This window comes from Candidatus Tisiphia endosymbiont of Nemotelus uliginosus (assembly GCF_964264755.1).
Classification (GTDB): Bacteria; Pseudomonadota; Alphaproteobacteria; order Rickettsiales; family Rickettsiaceae; genus Tisiphia.
In genome coordinates, this window is sequence record NZ_OZ183481.1 from 514552 (window position 1) to 534238 (window position 19687).

Below are 19687 nucleotides of genomic sequence, written 5' to 3' on the forward strand. Positions count from 1 at the left end.
GATAATCTTTTATGATAAGAAAAATAATTATATCTACTATCATTGCTATTTCATTGTTAATATGCTCTATATTAGTTGCTGTAAACTTTGTTGACTATAATTCTGTCAGTAACAGTTTTGTCAATGAATTAAAAATTTCTCCTCAAAATCTAAAAAACATAAAAATAACTAAATTTCCTAGACCTTATTTGACTATTGATCGTATAAAAGAAGATGGCAGGCTAGAATTAGAAAATATAAAAATTTACTTTGCTCCGTGGTCATTATTAATTCTTAGACCAAAAATTAGTGCTGTAACCATAAATAATGCCACAATATATTCAGATGAGCAGGATTTTGACATTATAAACCATGATAGGATAGTTAGTTCATTGATAATAAATGGTATAATAGATATAAATTTTGATGTTAAAAATCTGACTATTTTAAATAAAGATAACCAACCTATTCTTACTTTAAATAACTGCTCTCTATTTAAAAACAACCCTGTTTCTAGTAAAATTTCATTCAAGGGAAATGGGGGGTATGTAGGAAAATTATCCGGATTCTTTGAAAGAAATGCTAATCAAATAAATCTTGACCTTACTATTGCTAATAGTGATTATAATTTTCACCTGTTAGAAACCTATATAGACTCTAAACTGATAAATGGCAAAGCAGAATATCTAATACAACATTTAGCTGATATATTACATATTCTTATACCAGATTTAGATTCTTTGTTTAGAAGATTTAATCCGAATGAAAAGATAAATATAAAATTTGATATTTTACCTACTCCCCAATTACTTAAGCTAGAAAATATAATTATAGATTCTAATTCACTAGCAGGTAATGGTTCAATATATTTGAATAAAAGTGATGATGTTACTAGTATAATAAAATTACATTTTCCTAAGATAGATGCAAAATCACTGATTACCTCATCAAATAATATTAAACAATTTAGCAATTCAATTTTTGGGTTAAGGTTTCTCTTTGAGAATAAATCAATTATCACCAATATTTTAGTTGATCAAATAATATTAAATAACGATGAGGTATTAAATAATACTAAAATTTTGCTTAATTTAGACAAAGGGGTATTAGTGGTTAATGATTTTTCTGGTACAATAAAATCCGGAGGAAATTTTCAATTTGTAGGTAATGTAACTCAAAACTCAGTAAGAAGTATATTTGACGGCACAATTTACTTGCAACATAATGACCTTAATTCTGTATTGAATACTTTAGGTTATGAACAGGCAGTTAGTAAAAAGCCTACAGCTTTTATTTTATCCTCAGATTTAAAACTAACTTTAATAGATGTATATTTACAAAATCTTATGCTAAAAACTGAGAATACTAAAGTTACCGGTAATATTACGGCTAGATTTATTGGTTCTATGCCACATTTTATAGCTATTCTTGACTTCTCCTCGATAGATTTAAATAGAGAGGATTATCCAATAATTTCACCATTGGTAAAATTTGTCAAAAGTTTGTCAGAAAATATGAAAGATGAATCATACTTAGCTAAATATATTCCCATTAGAACAGTTAATTATTTAGGTAATTTTGATATCACGATCAATGATATACTTATGGGAGATAGTTCATTTGGGAAAGCATATATATTAGCAAATATTTCGCCAGGTAATATTGAAATTAGTAATCTTGATATAAGAACCAATAGTGATTACATCAATCTTAGTGCCAATTTGTTAGCAAATAATATTAAACCACAATTAGAAGTTACAATAAATGATGGTTCTCTTAATGTTAACTATTTAACTGCTGAATCTTTACTTAATCTACGAAATAAATTACTAAATGAATTTGATTTAGAAAAAATAGAGTTAAAATTAGATGGCATGTTATCAAAAATAACGCAGAATGATCTAGTATTACAAAATATTAAATTTGCTTTAGCAAATAACAATGCCCTATTTAAGATCAGTAACCTTGAAGCAAATTTACTTTCTGGTAAATTAGCAGCAGAAGGTAATATTTTATTAGATCCATATACTCTTAACTTTGTTTATGCCCTAAATTCTATTGATTTAGCTCAATTATCTAATATTTTTCCAAAAGGGTTACTAAACAATTACGGGGGAATGAGTATCAATGGAACACTCGCCACTAATGGTGATAGTTTAAAAAAATTGTTATATGAGCTTAGCACTCAATCAGAGTTTGTCGTAAAAAATGCTAAAATCAGTAACTTTTCCATTGATTCATTTATAGAAAAAGTTAATAATAAAGATTATAATCTTAAATATTTAAAAGAAGATTTAGCCCATGCTATGTATCAAGGGCAAACTGAATTAGATAGTTTGCGTGGCAACATTCAGTTAAAAAATGGCATAGCTACAATAAAAGATGTAGTATTTAATACGAAATATACTAGCGGGTCTGCATCATTAGCTGTAAATGTATATAATTGGGACATGACATTATCTTCAATATTATCTTTCTATATAGCAGACTCAAAACTTAATTTAAATGACTCTAGTAATCAAAATACTCCTATAAATCTTAAAATAAAAACATCGGGTACTATATTAGACCCTATAAAAACGTTAGATGAAACTGAATTAACAAAGGCTTTAGAGAACAAAAAAAAATCCACAGTTACAAAACAATAATTTTAACCTTGCCGACTAGTAATATTATTCTATAGTCAATTCAGGAGAAGTTGATGCTAGGAGCGATGGAGCGACGCCTATAAGTAATAGGCAAGCGACGAGTGACGACGTCACCAACTTCTAATCAATTGACTATATCTTAACAAGAAGATTTTTAAACCATATAATTATGCTAATGCGATTACAACTATTGCTATTTTTTTCCTGTATAATAACATTCAATATAAGCTCATATTCTGCTTATGCTGCAAAAAAACCGGTATCTTTGCTAACTCAGACAAGTCTTGTTGTAGATTACAATACTGGTAGAATCTTGCATGATAAAAATTCTACTACTAAAATATATCCGGCTTCATTGACAAAACTAATGACCTTGTATTTATTATTTGAAGCAGTAGAATCTGGCAGATTATCAATGAACCAAAAATTATATGTTTCAAAAAACGCAGAGAGAATGTTGCCCTGTAAGCTAGGACTTAGAGCAAAAGAATCTATTACTGTAAGAGAGGCTATTTTAGCCCTAATTGTTAAATCTGCAAACGATGCAGCTATGGTCGTAGCTGAAAATATTAAAGGTAGTGAGGAAAAATTTGCTCGGTTGATGACTATTCGGGCCCATCAGCTTGGTATGAGAGATACTTATTTTAAAAATGCTTCTGGATGGCATCATCCTTGTCAAAAAACTACCGCTCGGGATCTTGCTAAATTATCTATAGCTATTAAGCGAGATTTTCCTAAATATTATAGTTATTTTTCTAGAAATAACTTTGTTTTTAGAGGTAAAACTATACGAGGGCATAATAAAGTGAATGAAACTTATGAAGGAGTTGAAGGGTTAAAAACTGGCTATACCACTCCAGCTGGCTATAACTTGATTACTGCTGCAACTAGAAAAAACAAATCATTGGTTGCTATTGTCACTGGTGGCAGATCTGCTGAGTCTAGAAATTTGCAAATGGTAAAACTATTAGATACGCATTTTGATAAACCGAGCAATAATAAGACAATGGCTAATAAATTGATAGCAAAGATAACGGTACCATCAAAAACATATAGCAGAAAAATAAAGTCAACTAAAGTTGCAACAAATCTTAAAGTAAAAAACAAAAAAAAGCTTGTTCAAAGTTAGGAGGTATACTCGAATGATCTGGAGAATTGGAACGTAAAACAAGAGGTGAGCGAGCGGAGTGTACATTTAGTACATGAGCATGCGAATACCCCGAAGTTTTGCGGAGCCAATTCTTCAAATCATTCGAGTATATAACTAACCCGATTAGCTATACTTCTATCTATTAGCAAAGAGCCACTTTGGTGACGACTAAGCAATCTAATGAGTGTGGATTACCACGACCTATTTGCGTGATCTTACTAATAGACGTTTTGTACTTTTCTGTAATTTTTAAATTGCCACGGGGTTCGTAAGGTGAGCTACTTAGTGAATAGGGAGAATATAAAAGCAAAAATGGGCAGATTGATACAAGAAGAAGGGTCGCATATTCAAAGCAATCTAACTAAAAAACAAAAAAAGGCCGTTTTGTTACTCTCAATCGGTACATTCTTAGAATATTTTGATCTGATGGTATATATACATATGGCGGTAGTTCTTAATGAACTTTTTTTTCCAAAATATGATCCACATGCAGCACAATTACTTTTAGCTTTTACTCTTTGTTCCACATATTTATTGCGACCTATAGGAGGATTAGTTTTTGGATGGATTGGTGATAATATAGGACGTAAAGCAACCGTTATTATCACCACTTTTATGATGGCAATTTCTTGTCTTATCATTGCTAATTTACCAACTTATGCTGAAATAGGTATCACTGCTACTGTGATTTTATCAATATGTCGTATTATGCAAGGTATTACTTCCATGGTAGAAATAGTAGGGGCAGAACTATATTTGACCGAAACTATAAAATCATCACAACAATATTCAGTTATATCACTATTGGTTTTCTTATCTGTATTAGGGGGAACATTTGCTTTGGGAATTGCATCTATTACTATCTATTACAATTGCAATTGGCGTTATGTTTTTTGGTTTGGTACATCAGTTGCGTTAATTGGTTCAGTAGCTAGGACAACTCTACGAGAAACACCAGAATTTGTTGATGCAAAACGTCGAATGAAAAGAATTTTTGTAGACATTAATGAAGCACAAGATATACTAAAAAATGATCCTATTTGGACAAAGAAAGTTAATAAAATCACAGCCTTATCTCTTTTTTTTATAAGATGTGCTGTGCCGGTATATTTTTATTTAACATTTATTCATTGTGGAGAAATTCTTAGAAGTAATTTTGGTTATACAACTGAGCAAGTCATTCATCAAAATTTCTTCGTCTCAGTGGTAGAAATATTAGGAATCTTACCATTAATATATTTAAGTTATTATATATATCCTATAGTGATTTTAAAAATTAAACTAGTAATTTTCTGGATTTTTATTTTGATTTATCCATACTTATTAGATAATGTTAGAACCCCTTTTGATATTTTTTTACTCCAATCATTTATGGTGCTTTTTGAACCTCGTACCATTCCAGCCACACCAATTTTTTACAAATATTTCCCTATCTTTAAACGTTTTACTTATTGTGCTTTTATACATGCTATATCACGTACGGTAATGTATATTATCACATCTTTTGGGGTTATTTATTTAACTAAACATTTAAGTAATTATGGATTGCTGATTATTACAATTCCAATCATGATTGGATATAGTTTTGGCATATTGCATTTTGAAAAATTAGAGAAAGCATCTGGAAATTATCCTAAAAAGAAAAAATGGTTTCTCTTAATGAATTAGGTGTACTCAAATAATGTCTATAAAAGAAGGTTTAATTTTTGTTGGTGTAGTACTATCAGCACAAGGAATAAAGGGCAATGTTATAGTAAAATCTTTTACTATGCCAAATACTAATATCATTAAAATGAATTTAGTTGATGAATTAGGAGAAAAAATTATTCTTAAACTACTTAGTCAAAATTCTAAAGGTGATATAATATGTAGATTTAACCAAGTGAATAATAGAACCTCCGCTGAAGAATTAAAAGGATGTAAGATTTTTTGTCATAGGTCAGATTTTCCTACATTAAGTGAAGACGAATTTTACATTGAAGATTTAAGAGGTTTATTAGTGCTAGATAGCAATTTAGTCGTTATCGGAAAAATTACCAATATCTTTAATTTTAATGCAGGTGATATTATTGAAATTGAGTTTGTTAACAATAAAACATTAGAGTTATTTCCTTTTAACAAACAATTTTTTCCAGTAATTACTAAAGAACATGCTATTCTTACAAAATTCGAGTCATCCTGAAATAAATTCAATTAGAAATGAATTTTCGACCATTACATGGTCTCGCAATGACGTATTATGTACTACAATTATCATTGCGAGGAAGCGTAAGCCGACGAAGCAATCCATTCCCAACCATTTTCAAGATGACCCCAAAAAGTTAGCCCTCGCGTCGTTCCGATCTCTTCCGGTCGTTAGGATTCAACATTGCCTTACGAAGTCTAATTGATTTAGGAGTAACTTCTACCCTTTCATCACTTTCGATATAGCTGATAGATTGTTCTAATGTCATAATGGTTGGTGGGATAAGCCTCATAGCTTCATCCTTACCCGAAGCCCTAACATTTGACAATTGCTTGGCTTTTAGAGGGTTGACCTCTAGATCATTATCCCGATTATGTTCTCCTATAATCATTCCCTGATATACTAGTTCATTAGGGTTTATAAACATTTTTCCACGATCTTCAAGATTCCATAGAGCATAGGCAACAGCTTCACCATCTCCATTAGAAATTAACACTCCATTACGCCTTCCTTCAATAGCTCCTTTATAGGGAGCATAGCTATGGAAAACACGGTTCATAACACCGGTACCCCGAGTTTCAGTTAAGAATTGACCGTGATAGCCAATCAGACCACGTGATGGTCCTAAAAATGTTACTCTAGTTTTACCGTCGCCAGATGGACGCATATCAGTCATTTCTGCTTTACGTATGGCAAGTGATTTAACCACAACTCCAACAAAATCATCATCAACATCAACTTGGATTTCTTCAATTGGTTCTAATCTCTTCCCCTGTTCATCTTCTTTGAATAATACGCATGGTCTGCTGATTGATAGCTCAAAACCTTCACGTCTCATAGTCTCGATTAATATTCCTAATTGTAGCTCACCACGACCTGCAACTTGAAAAGCATCTTTTTCTTCAGTTTGGCTGACCCGTATAGCTACGTTACTTTCAATCTCTCGCATTAATCTATCACCCAGAACTCTTGCTGTAAGCTTTGAACCCTCTCGTCCAGCAAGAGGAGAATCATTTACCCCAAAGGTCATAGATAATGTTGGTGGGTCTATAGGTAAGGATGGCAGTGCTACAGTTATTTCAGGGGTACATATCGTATCCGCTACAGTAGCATCCTGAATTCCAGCAATGGCAATAATATCTCCAGCATATGCAACATCAACAGCTACACGTTCTAGTCCCCGAAATGAGAGTATTTTACTTATTCGAGCATTTTCAATTGCCATATTATCACGATTAAGCACTTTAACATTTTGGTTAGTCTTAATTGTCCCACTATGGATACGACCAGTAAGTACACGACCAAAATATGGGTTATATTCTCTAGTGGTAACAAGCATAGAAAAAGGAGCTTCGCTATCAGCGATAGGAGTAGGCACATGAGATACTATCAAATCAAAAAGTGGAGCAAGGTCTTTTTGCTCATCGTCTAAGTGACGCGATGCCCAACCGCTACGCCCTGAAGCATAGATAATAGGAAAATCTAATTGTTCATCATTTGCCTCTAATGCCATAAATAATTCGAATACTTCATCGACTACTTCACTTACTCTTCTATCAGGACGATCAATTTTATTGATAACAACAATTGGTTTTAAACCAAGTTTCAGAGCTTTTGACAACACAAATTTTGTCTGAGGCATTGTGCCTTCAGAAGAATCAACTAGTAATATGACTCCATCTACCATAGTAAGAATACGTTCTACCTCACCACCAAAATCAGCGTGACCAGGAGTATCAACTATATTGATACGGATATCTTTCCACATCAGGGAGGTGCATTTAGCTAAAATGGTTATACCACGTTCACGTTCCAAGTCATTTGAATCCATAGCACGTTCTGCTACTTCCTGGTTTGCTCGGAAAGTCCCACTTTGCTTGAGCATATTATCAACTAGAGTGGTTTTACCATGATCAACGTGAGCGATAATGGCAATATTGCGAATAGCAGACATCAAAAACCTTTAATATATTTTTTGATTTGCATTATAGAGCATAATAGATCAAAAGGGAATAGAGTTCTTATACTGTTTGTATAGTATTTTAAATTATAGATTCTATATTTGCCATCTTACAACTATTAGCTAACCCATTAATGTTTTAGATAGCTCCTTGTTAATAGACGGAAGTATAGCTAATTGAGTTAACTATATAATTTCATTTGACTTAAATAATTTCACTTGTAAAAGTTTAAAATTTGATTTATTAGATTATGAGTTTTTTGCTTTCCCCAAATTGTTTGAGTATACCCATTGTAAAAATAGCCCGCTTGCACAACTCACTTATGCTGAGGAATTTGAAGGAGACGCTTCACCTCGAACCGCAGCGTACTCTAGCATCATATCTTTGCCCATAAGTTTTTAATGAATTATAGTCAATTCAGGAGAATTGGGTAGCAGGAGCGATGGAGCAACGCCTATAAGTAACAGGCGAGCGACGAGTGACAACGTCACCAACTTCTCATCAATTGACTATATCAGAAAATTGCGATCAAATTTTCTTGAACCGTGTGTTTAATCTCTCATCTCACAAATCTACACATTCTACTTCACTTTCTATCCATTTATTCATACCAATACCAACTTTATGATTTCCTTAGTTGATATTATTACACTATTTTCCCCCTCTTGCAACTTGTGGGCAAAGATATGACATTTGAGTACGCTGCGGTTCGAGGTAAAGCGTCTCCTTCAAATCCTTGCACATAAGCGAGTTTTGCAAGAGGTCTATTATTATCTTTTTAAATCTTTGGACATCTTATCAACTGTTTTTAGGCAATGTCATTAACGTTATTCATCTTTCTTCTTATCATCTTTTATTCCTTCCTTAAAAGCTTTAAGACCTTTAGCAATATCTGACATTACTTGAGGCAATTTACCAGCACCAAACAATACTAAGATAATTAATAAGATCACTAATAAGTGACTGAAGCTCATTCCCATAATATCAATTTTGTAAGTTTTAAGTTAAAGTTATTATAGCAAATATTGTTAATTTTATCTAGTATGAAAGAATCAGATATATCAATATGAAAACATTCAAAACTAATATCATTAATATCTATGGTGATCAAGGTAAAGTTTGGTTAGATGATTTACCAAGAATTGTCGATGAATTGGCTGGAAAGTATGGTTTGTCTGACTTAAAGCCAGTTGAAAATTTGACCTACCACTATGTTCTAGAAGGTTTTCAAGGTAATCAGCCGATCATTTTAAAGTTGGGGCTAGATATTGAAGGGCTTAGGAGAGAATTAGTAGCTTCAAAAGTTTTCTGGGGATTTGGCAGTGTAAAGGTTTTGGCTGAAAACAGTGGTTTATTACTACTTGATAAGGCTATTCCTGGTATATCATTAAAATCCTATTTTCCTACTAAAGATTGTGAGGCTATTCAAATAGCATGTGATGTAATGACAAGATTACACCGAGGATATTTGTTGCCTGTAGAAGGTTTTCCTTGTATTAATGATTGGTTGTCAGTACTAGGGTATGTCGTCACGAGATTTGAGCCCACATTAGTAAAGCCCTTAAACAAAGACCCGCCATGTATGATTTTGTATTTTTAGCATATCTTGTTGCTATACCACGCCATTCTTTAAATTTTTGAAATGTATTTTCAATAATGTGCCTTAGCTTATATAGATATTTATCTATCTCTCTTTGAATCTTCCTGTTTCTTTTTGATGGTATTACAGGAATTATGTTTGCATTCACAGCCGATTCTATTATGGCGTTTGTATCGTAAGCTTTATCAGCCATAAGATGTTGTGCCTCCATATTCTGGATTAACTCACAAGCTTGAGTACAATCATTTCTGGAACCTTCTGTAACAATAATTCTGACCGGCATACCATACGCATCCACGGCCATATGTACCTTTGTATTGAGCCCCCTTTTGTGCGACTAACCGTTTGATTCCCGCCTTTCGCTCCAAGTCCTGCTTTGTGAGTTTTTACAAATGTAGAATCTATCATTAACCATTCAAAATCAGGAGCATTTATAAAAATATTTAGCAAATTCTCCCATATCCCATTATCACGCCATCTACAGAATCTTCTGTGTACATTCTTCCAATTGCCATAATCAGGAGGCAAATCTCTCCATGGAGCTCCCGTTCTAAATATCCACATCACTGCATTTATAAAAGTTCTATTGTCTCTTGCAATACCTCCCCAACAACCTTTCTGACCAGGTAAATTACTTTCTATCTTATTCCAAAGCTCATCGCTTATATCATGTCTTCTATGTGCTAAACTCATTGCTTCTTATCGCCTATTTTTATTACTACAATTATAATAACAAATCACATAAAATTATGCAATCACAATCTCGTGACGACATATCCTAGATAAAGAATGGGATATCCCAACCTATTATTTAGAAAAAGCTCAAAAATTGCGAGATAAGCTACTTAATACATCGTCAAGGTTAGTTTTATTGCATGGCGACTTACATCATGATAATATTCTGCAAAATGGTGATGATTGGGTAGTTATTGATCCTAAAGGGGTTATTGGTGAACAAGCATATGAGGTAGCAGCCTTTATTCGTAATCCTTTTCCTGAAATCCTTGCCTTAAAAGATGTTGAAAGTATTATTGCAAATCGTATCACTAAATTTGCAACTATCTTAGGTTTAGATACTCAACGAATTAGCAATTGGTGTTTTGTTCAAGCTGTACTCTCCTGGGTTTGGGCTTTGGAAGATAGTTGTGATGGGCTTATTTGGGCAGACCTTACAAAAATTTTTGATGATTTGCTTGTTAATATGAAAATCAATCAGTAGATATAGCTCACCTTTTTGGCAGGTGAATTTGGTATAATATTAGTCGGGTTAGCTACAGGTTAGACAATTTTCTTATATTCAAAGTATATTTTTCTTACCGAGTAAATCCATGCAATGCAAACAATGATAAATACTCCCATTAAAAATGGTGAAATAGAACTAAAAGTTGCTGTTGGTACTAATGTAAAAATAACTGACTGTATTAATCCGCTCGAAGATTTACCAACTTTCGAGCTAATAACGTCAACAGCTGCTTTACCTTTGGTTTTTAGCTCCTTATCTAGAGGGATATATAGCATCTCTTTAGAGGTGTCCCAAATTGAATATTTAGTACCTTTCACTAGAATGTTCTGTAAAGCACCAATTGATACCGCAAGAGCCAGTGGTGTCATAAGAATAGCACTGTCAAACAGAGACAATATTTGATGATCAAACACGATTAAAATAAAGAATAATGTACCAGTAACCATCATGATAATTGGCGAAATTACAGCCGAAACAAACCAGCTATGACTACGCATTATATTGTTGCCTATTATAGTCATTATCATGATAGTAACCCCAGTCCAAAGAATATAAAGGCTATTAAATTCTGCATAACTATTAACAGTGGGGTATAATTCTTTTATTTTTGCTTTCCATACAGCTTCTACCAAATTCATTGATAAACCAAAAGCAGCAGAGCAAATTAGCATTAACCATAAATATTTTGATCTTATGATATATCTAAAACTTTCGATTAATCCCATTCCATCTTTAGTCGATCTAGCAGATTTAGCCTTTGCATAAAATGTTGGATTGGTAAAAACATTTTTGCTAATAAATCTTACAAGTAAATATGATATAACAGCTGCAACTACCACGAAACTTGTTGATATTTTTACCAATATAGTTTTGTTGTCCGGTACGGTAAAAAAATACTTAGCTATAGTGTTAGCAGATGATAAGTTTGACATCAAAAAGCCAACAAATATTAAAGCAGAATTACCAAATAATGAAAAAAGAGTGTAAAACCTTTTTGCTTCTTCTGTTGTAGTAAGCTCATTAGCAAACTGCCAAAACAGTAAAACATAAAAGATATTGGGCCAAAGCTCAGATAATGTATAAAAAACCACATAACTCCAATTACCAATTAAAGCTATATACCATTTTAAATGAGGATAATTCCCCATAATTTGTTCCAGCGAATTTGGATTAATGTGGAAAATATGGACATTAGGATAAATGATGAAAGCAAAAACAATAAAGAAACTAATAAAAAAGGTAATTAAATATCCATAAATCTTCTCAAAACTATAATGATTAAGCATCTTAGCATAGATTATAACGAATAGAGCCGCTGCAGGTGTTACACAATAAACTTTAGTGAAACTGACTACTTCAGCACTAATCTCTGAAATTAAAATACTATCTTTTAAAATTCTTAATATATTTTGGTTAAATAAGACACAGAACATCAAACCACACATCGGTATGAATTTCCCGAGTTCATGATTATGGATAGGCCAAAAGATAGTTCTGAATTTGCTGCTAAATGAATTTGACTGTATACTAGTCATAGTAAGGGTTCCCTAAGACAAAAAAAAAACTCAATGCATGTATCAACTTAAAGAGTGATCTTTTAATGAGTTGAAAATATTCAAGAGTTCTTCCTTAATTGCTTAAGGATTATTTGTACAAAATATACAGGTTAGGAACTTATATATTATTAACCTTCATATGTCAAGCTATTTAGATTTATCTTGTATAAAAAATCAAAAATTGCTATACCAATTAGTAATACTTTGTATAGGGGGAGAGCAATAGGGTTAGATATATGTGCAAATTGATTTAGGTAAATTAGCAGTGCAAAAATTTTCATTTGATTTACAATCTCAACATAAAAAAGCCAGAACTGGTATTATAACTACTAAGCATGGTCAAATACGTACTCCAGCTTTTATGCCGGTCGGCACGAAAGGTACGGTAAAAGCCATGTTACCAGAAGCAGTTGAATCTACCGGAGCTGATATAATACTTGGTAATACTTATCATTTAATGTTACAACCAGGGGCTGAAAGAGTTGCCAAGTTTGGCGGTTTACGTAAATTTATGAATTGGTCAAAGCCTGTACTTACCGACTCAGGTGGTTTTCAGGTAATGTCCCTATCAAAACTACGTAAGATTACAGAAGAAGGAGTAATTTTTAACTCGCATATTGATGGTAGTAAGCATATGTTAAGTCCTGAGCGGGCAACAGAGATACAATATCTTCTAGACAGTACCATTACCATGGCGTTTGATGAATGTACCCCATATCCGGCAACATTTGAGCAAGCAAAATCATCGATGGAATTAACATCTAGATGGGGAGTTCGATCGAGAAAAGCATTTGTTCAAAGAGAAGGTTATGGTCAATTTGGTATTGTACAGGGAAATATCTATCAGGAATTACGTGCCGAGTCAGCAAAGAATTTGGTAGAATTAGATTTTGAAGGTTATGCCATTGGAGGGCTGGCAGTAGGTGAGGGACAAGAAATAATGTTTAAAGTGCTAGATTATGCTCCAGATTTATTACCTAAATATAAGCCTAGATACCTTATGGGGGTTGGTAAACCAGATGATATTATTGGGGCAGTTGCCAGGGGAATAGATATGTTTGATTGTGTTATTCCAACGCGTTCTGGTCGAAATGGTCAAGCTTTCACCAAATATGGTGTAGTAAATATTCGCAATAGTCAGTATAAGGATGATCAGGAGCCGCTTGAAGATGATTGCCCATGCCCAACATGTAAGGATTATAATAAAGCTTACTTGCATCATTTGGTAAAGAGCCAAGAGATTTTAGGAGCAGTACTTATGACTTGGCATAATTTGGTGTATTTCCAAGAATTAATGTCAAGAATAAGGCAATATATTCAACAAGGAAAAGACTTTGATTTTATGCATTAGTTATCGATAATTTTGCATGGTATAGATATTTGAAAGACTATAAATGATTACAGAATGTTGATATATAAACGTTATATAATAAGAAATATAGTACCATCCTTGGTAATAATTATTTTCTCAGTCACTAGCCTTGTATGGATTACTCAGATATTAAAGATGTTGTACTTAATTGATAAGGGAATAAAAGCTCAGGATTTCTTAAATTTAATTATTTTAGTTATTCCATCTTTGTTGTTTATTTTATTACCTTTTACAACTGTTATTGCTGTTATTTATACTTATAATGCTTTGAGTGAGAGACGTCAGATAATTATTTTGCAAAATTTGGGATTAAATAATATCCAACTAGCTAGTCCAGCGTTGATTGTAGCTCTGGTAGTTACGTTATTTGCTTATTATATTTCGATTAGTTTATTGCCATTATCTCATAGCAAGCTTAAATCAGATCTTATTTTTATGAGGAATAATTATGCATCCAATATTCTAGATGAGAAGACATTTAATCCAATTTCTAAAGATATAACAGTTTATTTTGATAAAAAATTACCTGATGGCACTATGAAAAATTTGATCATTTTTGATAATCGTAAGCATGATAATCATGCAATCTTGTTTTCTAGATACGGGGTGTTTAAAATATATAATAACAGCTCGTCTTTTCAGTTAAAAGATGGAGTTAGGCAGGTATATGATCATAATGGTAATTTAAATAATTTATTATTTGATGTTCTAATCGTAGAATTAGTTAGTAATAATGGTAAAAAATTGGTGAGGGAGGAATATAGCCGGGAAATCAATGAGTATTATATTGATGAATTATTAAAACCCAACAATATTTTATCAGAGCAAAGGAAGATTAAATTAATTGCTGAGGGACACCAAAGATTGATTTGGCCTATGTATAATTTTGTATTGGTCTTTCTTACATTATCGGTTTTTTTACGACAGCCTTATAATAAAAAATCTAGTTTAAGACAGATTTTAATTACGGCAGTTTCTGCCGTAATTATCACATACTTGCATTTTGTATTACAAAATCTTGCTTCAAAAGATTTAAATTTTATCTTTGCTTGTTATGCTAACATGATTATTGCTATTATTTTAAGTCTATATTTATATTTTCGTAAAATTATATGAGTTTCCAAGATTTACCACAATTTATAAAACTCCTTGAGCAAAATGGACTCCTTAAGCGTATATCCTATCCCGTATCATCTAACCTTGAAATAACAGAAATCAGTAGAAGAATTTTAATACAAGATGGTCCGGCTCTGCTGTTTGAAAATGTTATTAAAAATGATGGAACTAAGTCTAATATGCCAGTTCTAACTAATTTATATGCTAGTACTGAGCGAATCGCCTTGGGGCTTGGTTTGAAACGTAAAGAAGATTTAAGGAAATTCGGAGAATTGCTAGCTTTTCTTAAAGCCCCCGAACTACCTTCTTCCTTTAAAGAAACCTTTGCCATGTTGCCATTGGCAAAAAGAATGTTGGCTATGTCGCCAAAAATATTATCAAAAGCTCCCTGCCAGGAAGTTATAATTGATGATCCTGATGTTAATATATTACCTATACAAACCTGTTGGCCTCTTGATATTTCGCCATTAATCACTTGGCCAATAGTTGTTACTAAAGGACCTAGTCTAGAGAAGGTAGATAATTTTAACCTCGGTATATACCGAATGCAAGTAGTTGGGCGTAACAAACTTATTATGCGATGGCTTAAAATGCGAGGTGGAGCACAACAACATAAACGTTGGCAATCATCAGCAAAAAAAGAGCCTTTCCCTGCTGCAGTGGTTATTGGGGCAAGCCCTGCTGTGACTATGGCGGCTGTTATGCCGCTACCTGATAATATGTCTGAGTATAATTTTGCTGGATTATTAAGAGGCAAGTCAATTGAATTGGTAAATTGTGTTAGTATAGATATGAAAGTGCCAGCTTATAGCGAAATTGTTATAGAGGGGCATGTAAGTTTTGATGAATATCTACCAGAAGGACCATTTGGTGATCATACAGGTTACTATAATGACGTTGAATATTTTCCAGTCTTTAATGTTAAGGCTATTACCATGAAAAAGCAACCTATATATTTAAGCACTTATACTGGTAAAGCTCCAGATGAACCATCGGTACTTGGCGTGGCATTAAATGAAATATTTACTCCGATAATTCAGCAACAATTTCCAGAAATCGTTGATTTTTGGTTACCGCCTGAAGGTTGTTCTTACAGAATTGCCATTGTATCTATCCGCAAGGCTTATCCAGGTCATGCAAAAAGAATAATGATGGGGATTTGGTCGTTTTTAAGACAATTCATGTATACCAAATTTATTATTGTGGTAGATGATGATATAGATATTCGAGATTGGAAGGAAGTAGCTTGGGCAATCTCAACTAGGAGCGATCCTTCTAGAGATAGCACGTTTATTGATAATTCGCCAATAGATTATCTTGATTTTGCATCCCCTGTATCAGGACTTGGTAGTAAAATGGGGATAGATGCAACTAATAAAATATCCCCAGAGACTAATAGAGCTTGGGGAAAGAAAATAGAAATGACTAGTGAAGTCATTGAAAAAATTGATAAAATTTGGGGTATGCTGGGTACCTGAAATATCATTGCGAGGAGTCGCTTTGCGGCGACGCAGCAATCCAAAAAATGACCATGAATGGATTGCTTCGACCATTATATGGTCTCGCAATGACGAGTTATAGATACATGCGTCATTGCGAGAAGGCGTAGCCGACGAAGCAATCCAGGAAAGTGATTAGAAATGGATTGCTTCTTGGTTTATGCCTTCTCGCTAATAGACGTCTTGTACTTTTTGGCAATTTTTAAATTGCTACGAGGTTTATGTGAGTTAATTAATAGAGATATACCAATGAGTAAAAATCGAATAAACAATTCAGTGTTCAATCTTATCTATGATTCCTTCTTTGATTCGTTTACTATAGAATTCTTTAATAAGCTATCAAAAAATTCAGTATTCTCAAATCATTTAGCTAAAGTAACAGGTTCTGTACCACCAGAGTATGATGATCAAGTAAAAAAGATATTATGTGTTTTACATGAAATGAAGTTAAGAAAAATAGGAGATGAATTAGATCATATAAAACATATTATTACTATTCTGCGTAATGAACTATTACCTCTAAAATCTTTACCAGTACTTTATCTTAAGGTAATTAAGGAGGCAAATATAGCTGAGCGTAATGAGATCTTGAGTAAGTGTAAAGATAGTTCTGAACTGTCACAGATAAAGAATTTATTATACCCTATTAATCATGCTATTAACAATACAGACCTTACTACTACTCAGCTTGGACTTATACAGGAAGAAGATGTTGTTGAGATTATAGGAAATAATGATAATCAATGGAATGAAACCTCTGTATAGATTAATCATAAACCTTTGTCAATAATCACTCTGAGTTAGGACTACAATTGCAGTTTAGATATGATCGTTCACGATTTTTTTGCTATTTTTTTGTGATGAGTGAAAAAATCTGATCACCAAGAGTCATTGCGAGGAGCTGCTTTGCGGCGACGCGGCAATCCAAAAAATGACCATGAATGGATTGCTTCGACCATTATATGGTCTCGCAATGACGTTTTTATGCTGTTTATAATACTTAGGGTATGTCGTCACGAGATTGTGATTGCATAATTTTATGTGATTTGTTATTATAATTGTAGTAATAAAAATAGGCGATAAGAAGCAATGAGTTTAGCACATAGAAGACATGATATAAGCGATGAGCTTTGGAATAAGATAGAAAGTAATTTACCTGGTCAGAAAGGTTGTTAGGGAGGTATTGCAAGAGACAATAGAACTTTTATAAATGCAGTGATGTGGATATTTAGAACGGGAGTTCCATGGAGAGATTTGCCTCCTGATTATGGCAATTGGAAGAATGTACACAGAAGATTCTGTAGATGGCGTGATAATGGGATATGGGAGAATTTGCTAAATATTTTTATAAATGCTCTTGATTTTGAATGGTTAATGATAGATTCTACATTTGTAAAAACTCACAAAGCAGGACTTGGAGCGAAAGGCGGGAATCAAACGGTTAGTCGCACAAAAGGGGGCTCAATACAAAGGTACATATGGCCGTGGATGCGTATGGTATGCCGGTCAGAATTATTGTTACAGAAGGTTCCAGAAATGATTGTACTCAAGCTTGTGAGTTAATCCAGAATATGGAGGCACAACATCTTATGGCTGATAAAGCTTACGATACAAACGCCATAATAGAATCGGCTGTGAATGCAAACATAATTCCTGTAATACCATCAAAAAGAAACAGGAAGATTCAAAGAGAGATAGATAAATATCTATATAAGCTAAGGCACATTATTGAAAATACATTTCAAAAATTTAAAGAATGGCGTGGTATAGCAACAAGATATGCTAAAAATACAAAATCATACATGGCGGGTCTTTGTTTAAGGGCTTTACTAATGTGGGCTCAAATCTCGTGACGACATACCCTAGGTACTATAAACTATAGCTCTATCTTTTCTATAATAATAGCCGAATCTGCTTGCTTAGTGATTTTTTCAATCTTCAATCTAGCCGCCTGTAGCTTTTTTTCACAGTGTTCTTTTAGTAACACCCCTCTTTCAAAGCTACTAATCGATGAATCTAAGCTTTCCTCACCAGTATCAATTTTTTTTACAATTTCTTTTAATTCTGCTAAGGCAGCTTCAAAGCTCATATTTTCAATAGATGTCAAGTTTGGCATCGCCCCTCTATTATTATTTGTTGTTTCAATTTTATCTAGTTCCTAACATATTTCCTATCTAGTTCATTATATAATCTATAAATTGCCATCTCACGATCTTTAATTTTTTTACTAGCAATTTTTAGTAATCGCTCTGACGACTCTTCTGTTAACTGAATTGATGAATGTAGTTGTTCAGCAAGCTTTTTCAGTGATTCCTGAATTTCTATAAATGATTTTTGTAATTGCACTTTAATCGATATAGAAGAATTTTCAAGCTCGTTAAGTTTTACATATATTCTTTCTCCCAACTGATTAATTTTATCTTGCAGTAAACTTAATTGTTGATTTCTTCCCTCTATTAGGTACTTACTAGTCTCATTCACCTTCGCTTGTATCCTAACTTCAGGAGTAACTTCTAAATTCCAAGCCAGCCCTAATTTACTCATCACATATATTATCCATTTATGGACATCAAAATGATACCATTTAGCACCATTACGGTAATCTGATGGGAATGCATGATGGAAATTATGCCAATTTTCACCTAATAAGAATAATGCCATCCACCAAATATCCCCGGCAGTACCTTTGTAATATTTCTTGCTACCAACAAAATGACATAGAGAATTAACGCAAAAAGTTGCATGTTGTTGTAATGCTCTACCCATACCAATAAACAAGAACCCAGCATAAGCAGAGATGATAGTACCACCAATCAAATAACCTATTAATGCGGGTACTATAGTGTTCATAAATAGAGAAATTTGCCAATAATGCTTTAATTGCCATCTCAGCAATTTATTTTTACCAAGTTTAACCATAGTAACTCGGTCAATGGACTTATAGCTTCCATCAATTATCATCCATCCAATATGTGACCATAAAAACCCTAAAATTCTATTCTCAAACTTTAATGGGCTATGCGGATCTTGATCTTTATCAGTATAAGTATGATGCTTATAATGATTTGATGCCCAAGATAAAACTGGTCCTTGGAAAGTAGCGGCTGACATCATAACAAGAATAAACTCCACCACCTTATTTGTTTTAAAGGCATGATGCGACCATAGACGATGCAATCCAACACCAACAGCAATATTAGAGCCGTAATAGCCAGCTATGAACAAACTTATCTCAAATAGACCTATCTTATAGCTAGCATAGTATTTTATAACCAAGCATGAAAGTATAATTGGGTATATAATTAGAACAAAGAAAATACTCCAAACGATTCTTTTTAGCATATATCTAATCTTTTAATTAAATAAAATTCTTAGGCA

The 19687-nt window shown here is 33.0% G+C and carries 17 protein-coding genes and 1 pseudogene; 12 read left to right on the forward strand and 6 right to left on the reverse strand.

Translation table 11 applies throughout. The features are described 5' to 3' along the window. The first annotated feature begins 11 nt into the window (after positions 1-11). From ACFELW_RS02635 to rimM, 4 genes are all read left to right on the forward strand, one after another. Positions 12-2627, forward strand: a complete 2616-nt coding sequence (locus ACFELW_RS02635) for an AsmA-like C-terminal region-containing protein (RefSeq protein ID WP_375330349.1) — start codon at positions 12-14, stop codon at positions 2625-2627. Between the two features lie 169 nt (positions 2628-2796). Then, complete coding sequence (locus ACFELW_RS02640; RefSeq protein WP_375330350.1) at positions 2797-3756, forward strand: D-alanyl-D-alanine carboxypeptidase family protein; 960 nt, start codon at positions 2797-2799, stop codon at positions 3754-3756. Between the two features lie 333 nt (positions 3757-4089). Continuing rightward, the gene (locus tag ACFELW_RS02645; RefSeq protein WP_375330351.1) at positions 4090-5445 is read left to right on the forward strand and encodes an MFS transporter; all 1356 of its coding nucleotides are present in this window, start codon (positions 4090-4092) and stop codon (positions 5443-5445) included. 13 nt (positions 5446-5458) lie between these two features. Further along, entirely contained in the window at positions 5459-5959 is a 501-nt protein-coding gene (gene rimM, locus ACFELW_RS02650) for a ribosome maturation factor RimM (protein WP_375330352.1), read from the forward strand. Between the two features lie 139 nt (positions 5960-6098). On the opposite strand, the gene typA is transcribed toward rimM, so the two are convergent. Beyond that, a complete protein-coding gene (gene typA, locus ACFELW_RS02655; RefSeq protein WP_375330353.1) occupies positions 6099-7916 on the reverse strand; it encodes a translational GTPase TypA in 1818 nt (605 codons plus the stop codon). A 433-nt stretch (positions 7917-8349) separates the two neighbouring features. Here typA and ACFELW_RS02660 point away from each other — a divergent pair, with 433 nt between their 5' ends. Continuing rightward, a complete protein-coding gene (locus tag ACFELW_RS02660; protein WP_410521018.1) occupies positions 8350-8478 on the forward strand; it encodes a palindromic element RPE2 domain-containing protein in 129 nt (42 codons plus the stop codon). 272 nt (positions 8479-8750) lie between these two features. On the opposite strand, the gene tatA is transcribed toward ACFELW_RS02660, so the two are convergent. Then, positions 8751-8903 (reverse strand): twin-arginine translocase TatA/TatE family subunit, encoded by a 153-nt coding sequence (tatA, locus tag ACFELW_RS02665; RefSeq protein WP_341758877.1) that lies wholly within the window; start codon positions 8901-8903, stop codon positions 8751-8753. An 86-nt stretch (positions 8904-8989) separates the two neighbouring features. Between tatA and ACFELW_RS02670 the strand changes: the two genes are divergently transcribed. Next, the gene (locus ACFELW_RS02670; protein ID WP_375330354.1) at positions 8990-9523 is read left to right on the forward strand and encodes an aminoglycoside phosphotransferase family protein; all 534 of its coding nucleotides are present in this window, start codon (positions 8990-8992) and stop codon (positions 9521-9523) included. On the opposite strand, the gene ACFELW_RS02675 is transcribed toward ACFELW_RS02670, so the two are convergent. Next, positions 9453-10216, reverse strand: a protein-coding gene (locus ACFELW_RS02675; protein ID WP_375329687.1) for an IS5 family transposase whose coding sequence is annotated in 2 segments (ribosomal slippage) — positions 9453-9859 and positions 9859-10216 — 765 coding nt in all. Because the reading frame shifts where the segments join, the coding sequence is not laid out codon by codon here. The two genes, ACFELW_RS02670 and ACFELW_RS02675, sit on opposite strands and share 71 nt — an antisense overlap. Before the next feature lie 103 nt (positions 10217-10319). On the opposite strand from ACFELW_RS02675, the gene ACFELW_RS02680 reads away from it, so the two are divergent. After that, positions 10320-10742, forward strand: a complete 423-nt coding sequence (locus tag ACFELW_RS02680; protein WP_375330498.1) for an aminoglycoside phosphotransferase family protein — start codon at positions 10320-10322, stop codon at positions 10740-10742. A 59-nt stretch (positions 10743-10801) separates the two neighbouring features. Here the strand turns inward: ACFELW_RS02680 and ACFELW_RS02685 are convergent, their stop codons facing one another. Continuing rightward, positions 10802-12301, reverse strand: a complete 1500-nt coding sequence (locus ACFELW_RS02685) for an Npt1/Npt2 family nucleotide transporter (protein WP_375330355.1) — start codon at positions 12299-12301, stop codon at positions 10802-10804. 286 nt (positions 12302-12587) lie between these two features. On the opposite strand from ACFELW_RS02685, the gene tgt reads away from it, so the two are divergent. From tgt to ACFELW_RS02710, 5 genes and pseudogenes are all read left to right on the forward strand, one after another. Then, a complete protein-coding gene (gene tgt, locus ACFELW_RS02690) occupies positions 12588-13673 on the forward strand; it encodes a tRNA guanosine(34) transglycosylase Tgt (protein WP_341759861.1) in 1086 nt (361 codons plus the stop codon). Between the two features lie 54 nt (positions 13674-13727). Then, entirely contained in the window at positions 13728-14810 is a 1083-nt protein-coding gene (locus ACFELW_RS02695; protein ID WP_375330356.1) for an LptF/LptG family permease, read from the forward strand. Continuing rightward, positions 14807-16288, forward strand: coding sequence for a UbiD family decarboxylase (locus ACFELW_RS02700; RefSeq protein WP_341758880.1), 1482 nt, complete (start codon positions 14807-14809; stop codon positions 16286-16288). The genes ACFELW_RS02695 and ACFELW_RS02700 overlap by 4 nt, the downstream gene beginning before the upstream one ends. Before the next feature lie 270 nt (positions 16289-16558). Then, positions 16559-17074 (forward strand): hypothetical protein, encoded by a 516-nt coding sequence (locus ACFELW_RS02705; RefSeq protein ID WP_375330357.1) that lies wholly within the window; start codon positions 16559-16561, stop codon positions 17072-17074. 324 nt (positions 17075-17398) lie between these two features. Next, a pseudogene (locus tag ACFELW_RS02710) lies at positions 17399-18162 on the forward strand (IS5 family transposase). A 23-nt stretch (positions 18163-18185) separates the two neighbouring features. Here ACFELW_RS02710 and ACFELW_RS02715 read toward each other — a convergent pair. Together ACFELW_RS02715 and ACFELW_RS02720 are read right to left on the reverse strand one after the other, a co-directional pair. After that, on the reverse strand, positions 18186-18425 hold the full coding sequence (locus tag ACFELW_RS02715; protein ID WP_341758882.1) for an exodeoxyribonuclease VII small subunit: 240 nt from the start codon (positions 18423-18425) through the stop codon (positions 18186-18188). A 35-nt stretch (positions 18426-18460) separates the two neighbouring features. Next, on the reverse strand, positions 18461-19651 hold the full coding sequence (locus ACFELW_RS02720; RefSeq protein WP_375330358.1) for an acyl-CoA desaturase: 1191 nt from the start codon (positions 19649-19651) through the stop codon (positions 18461-18463). Positions 19652-19687 lie beyond the last annotated feature (36 nt).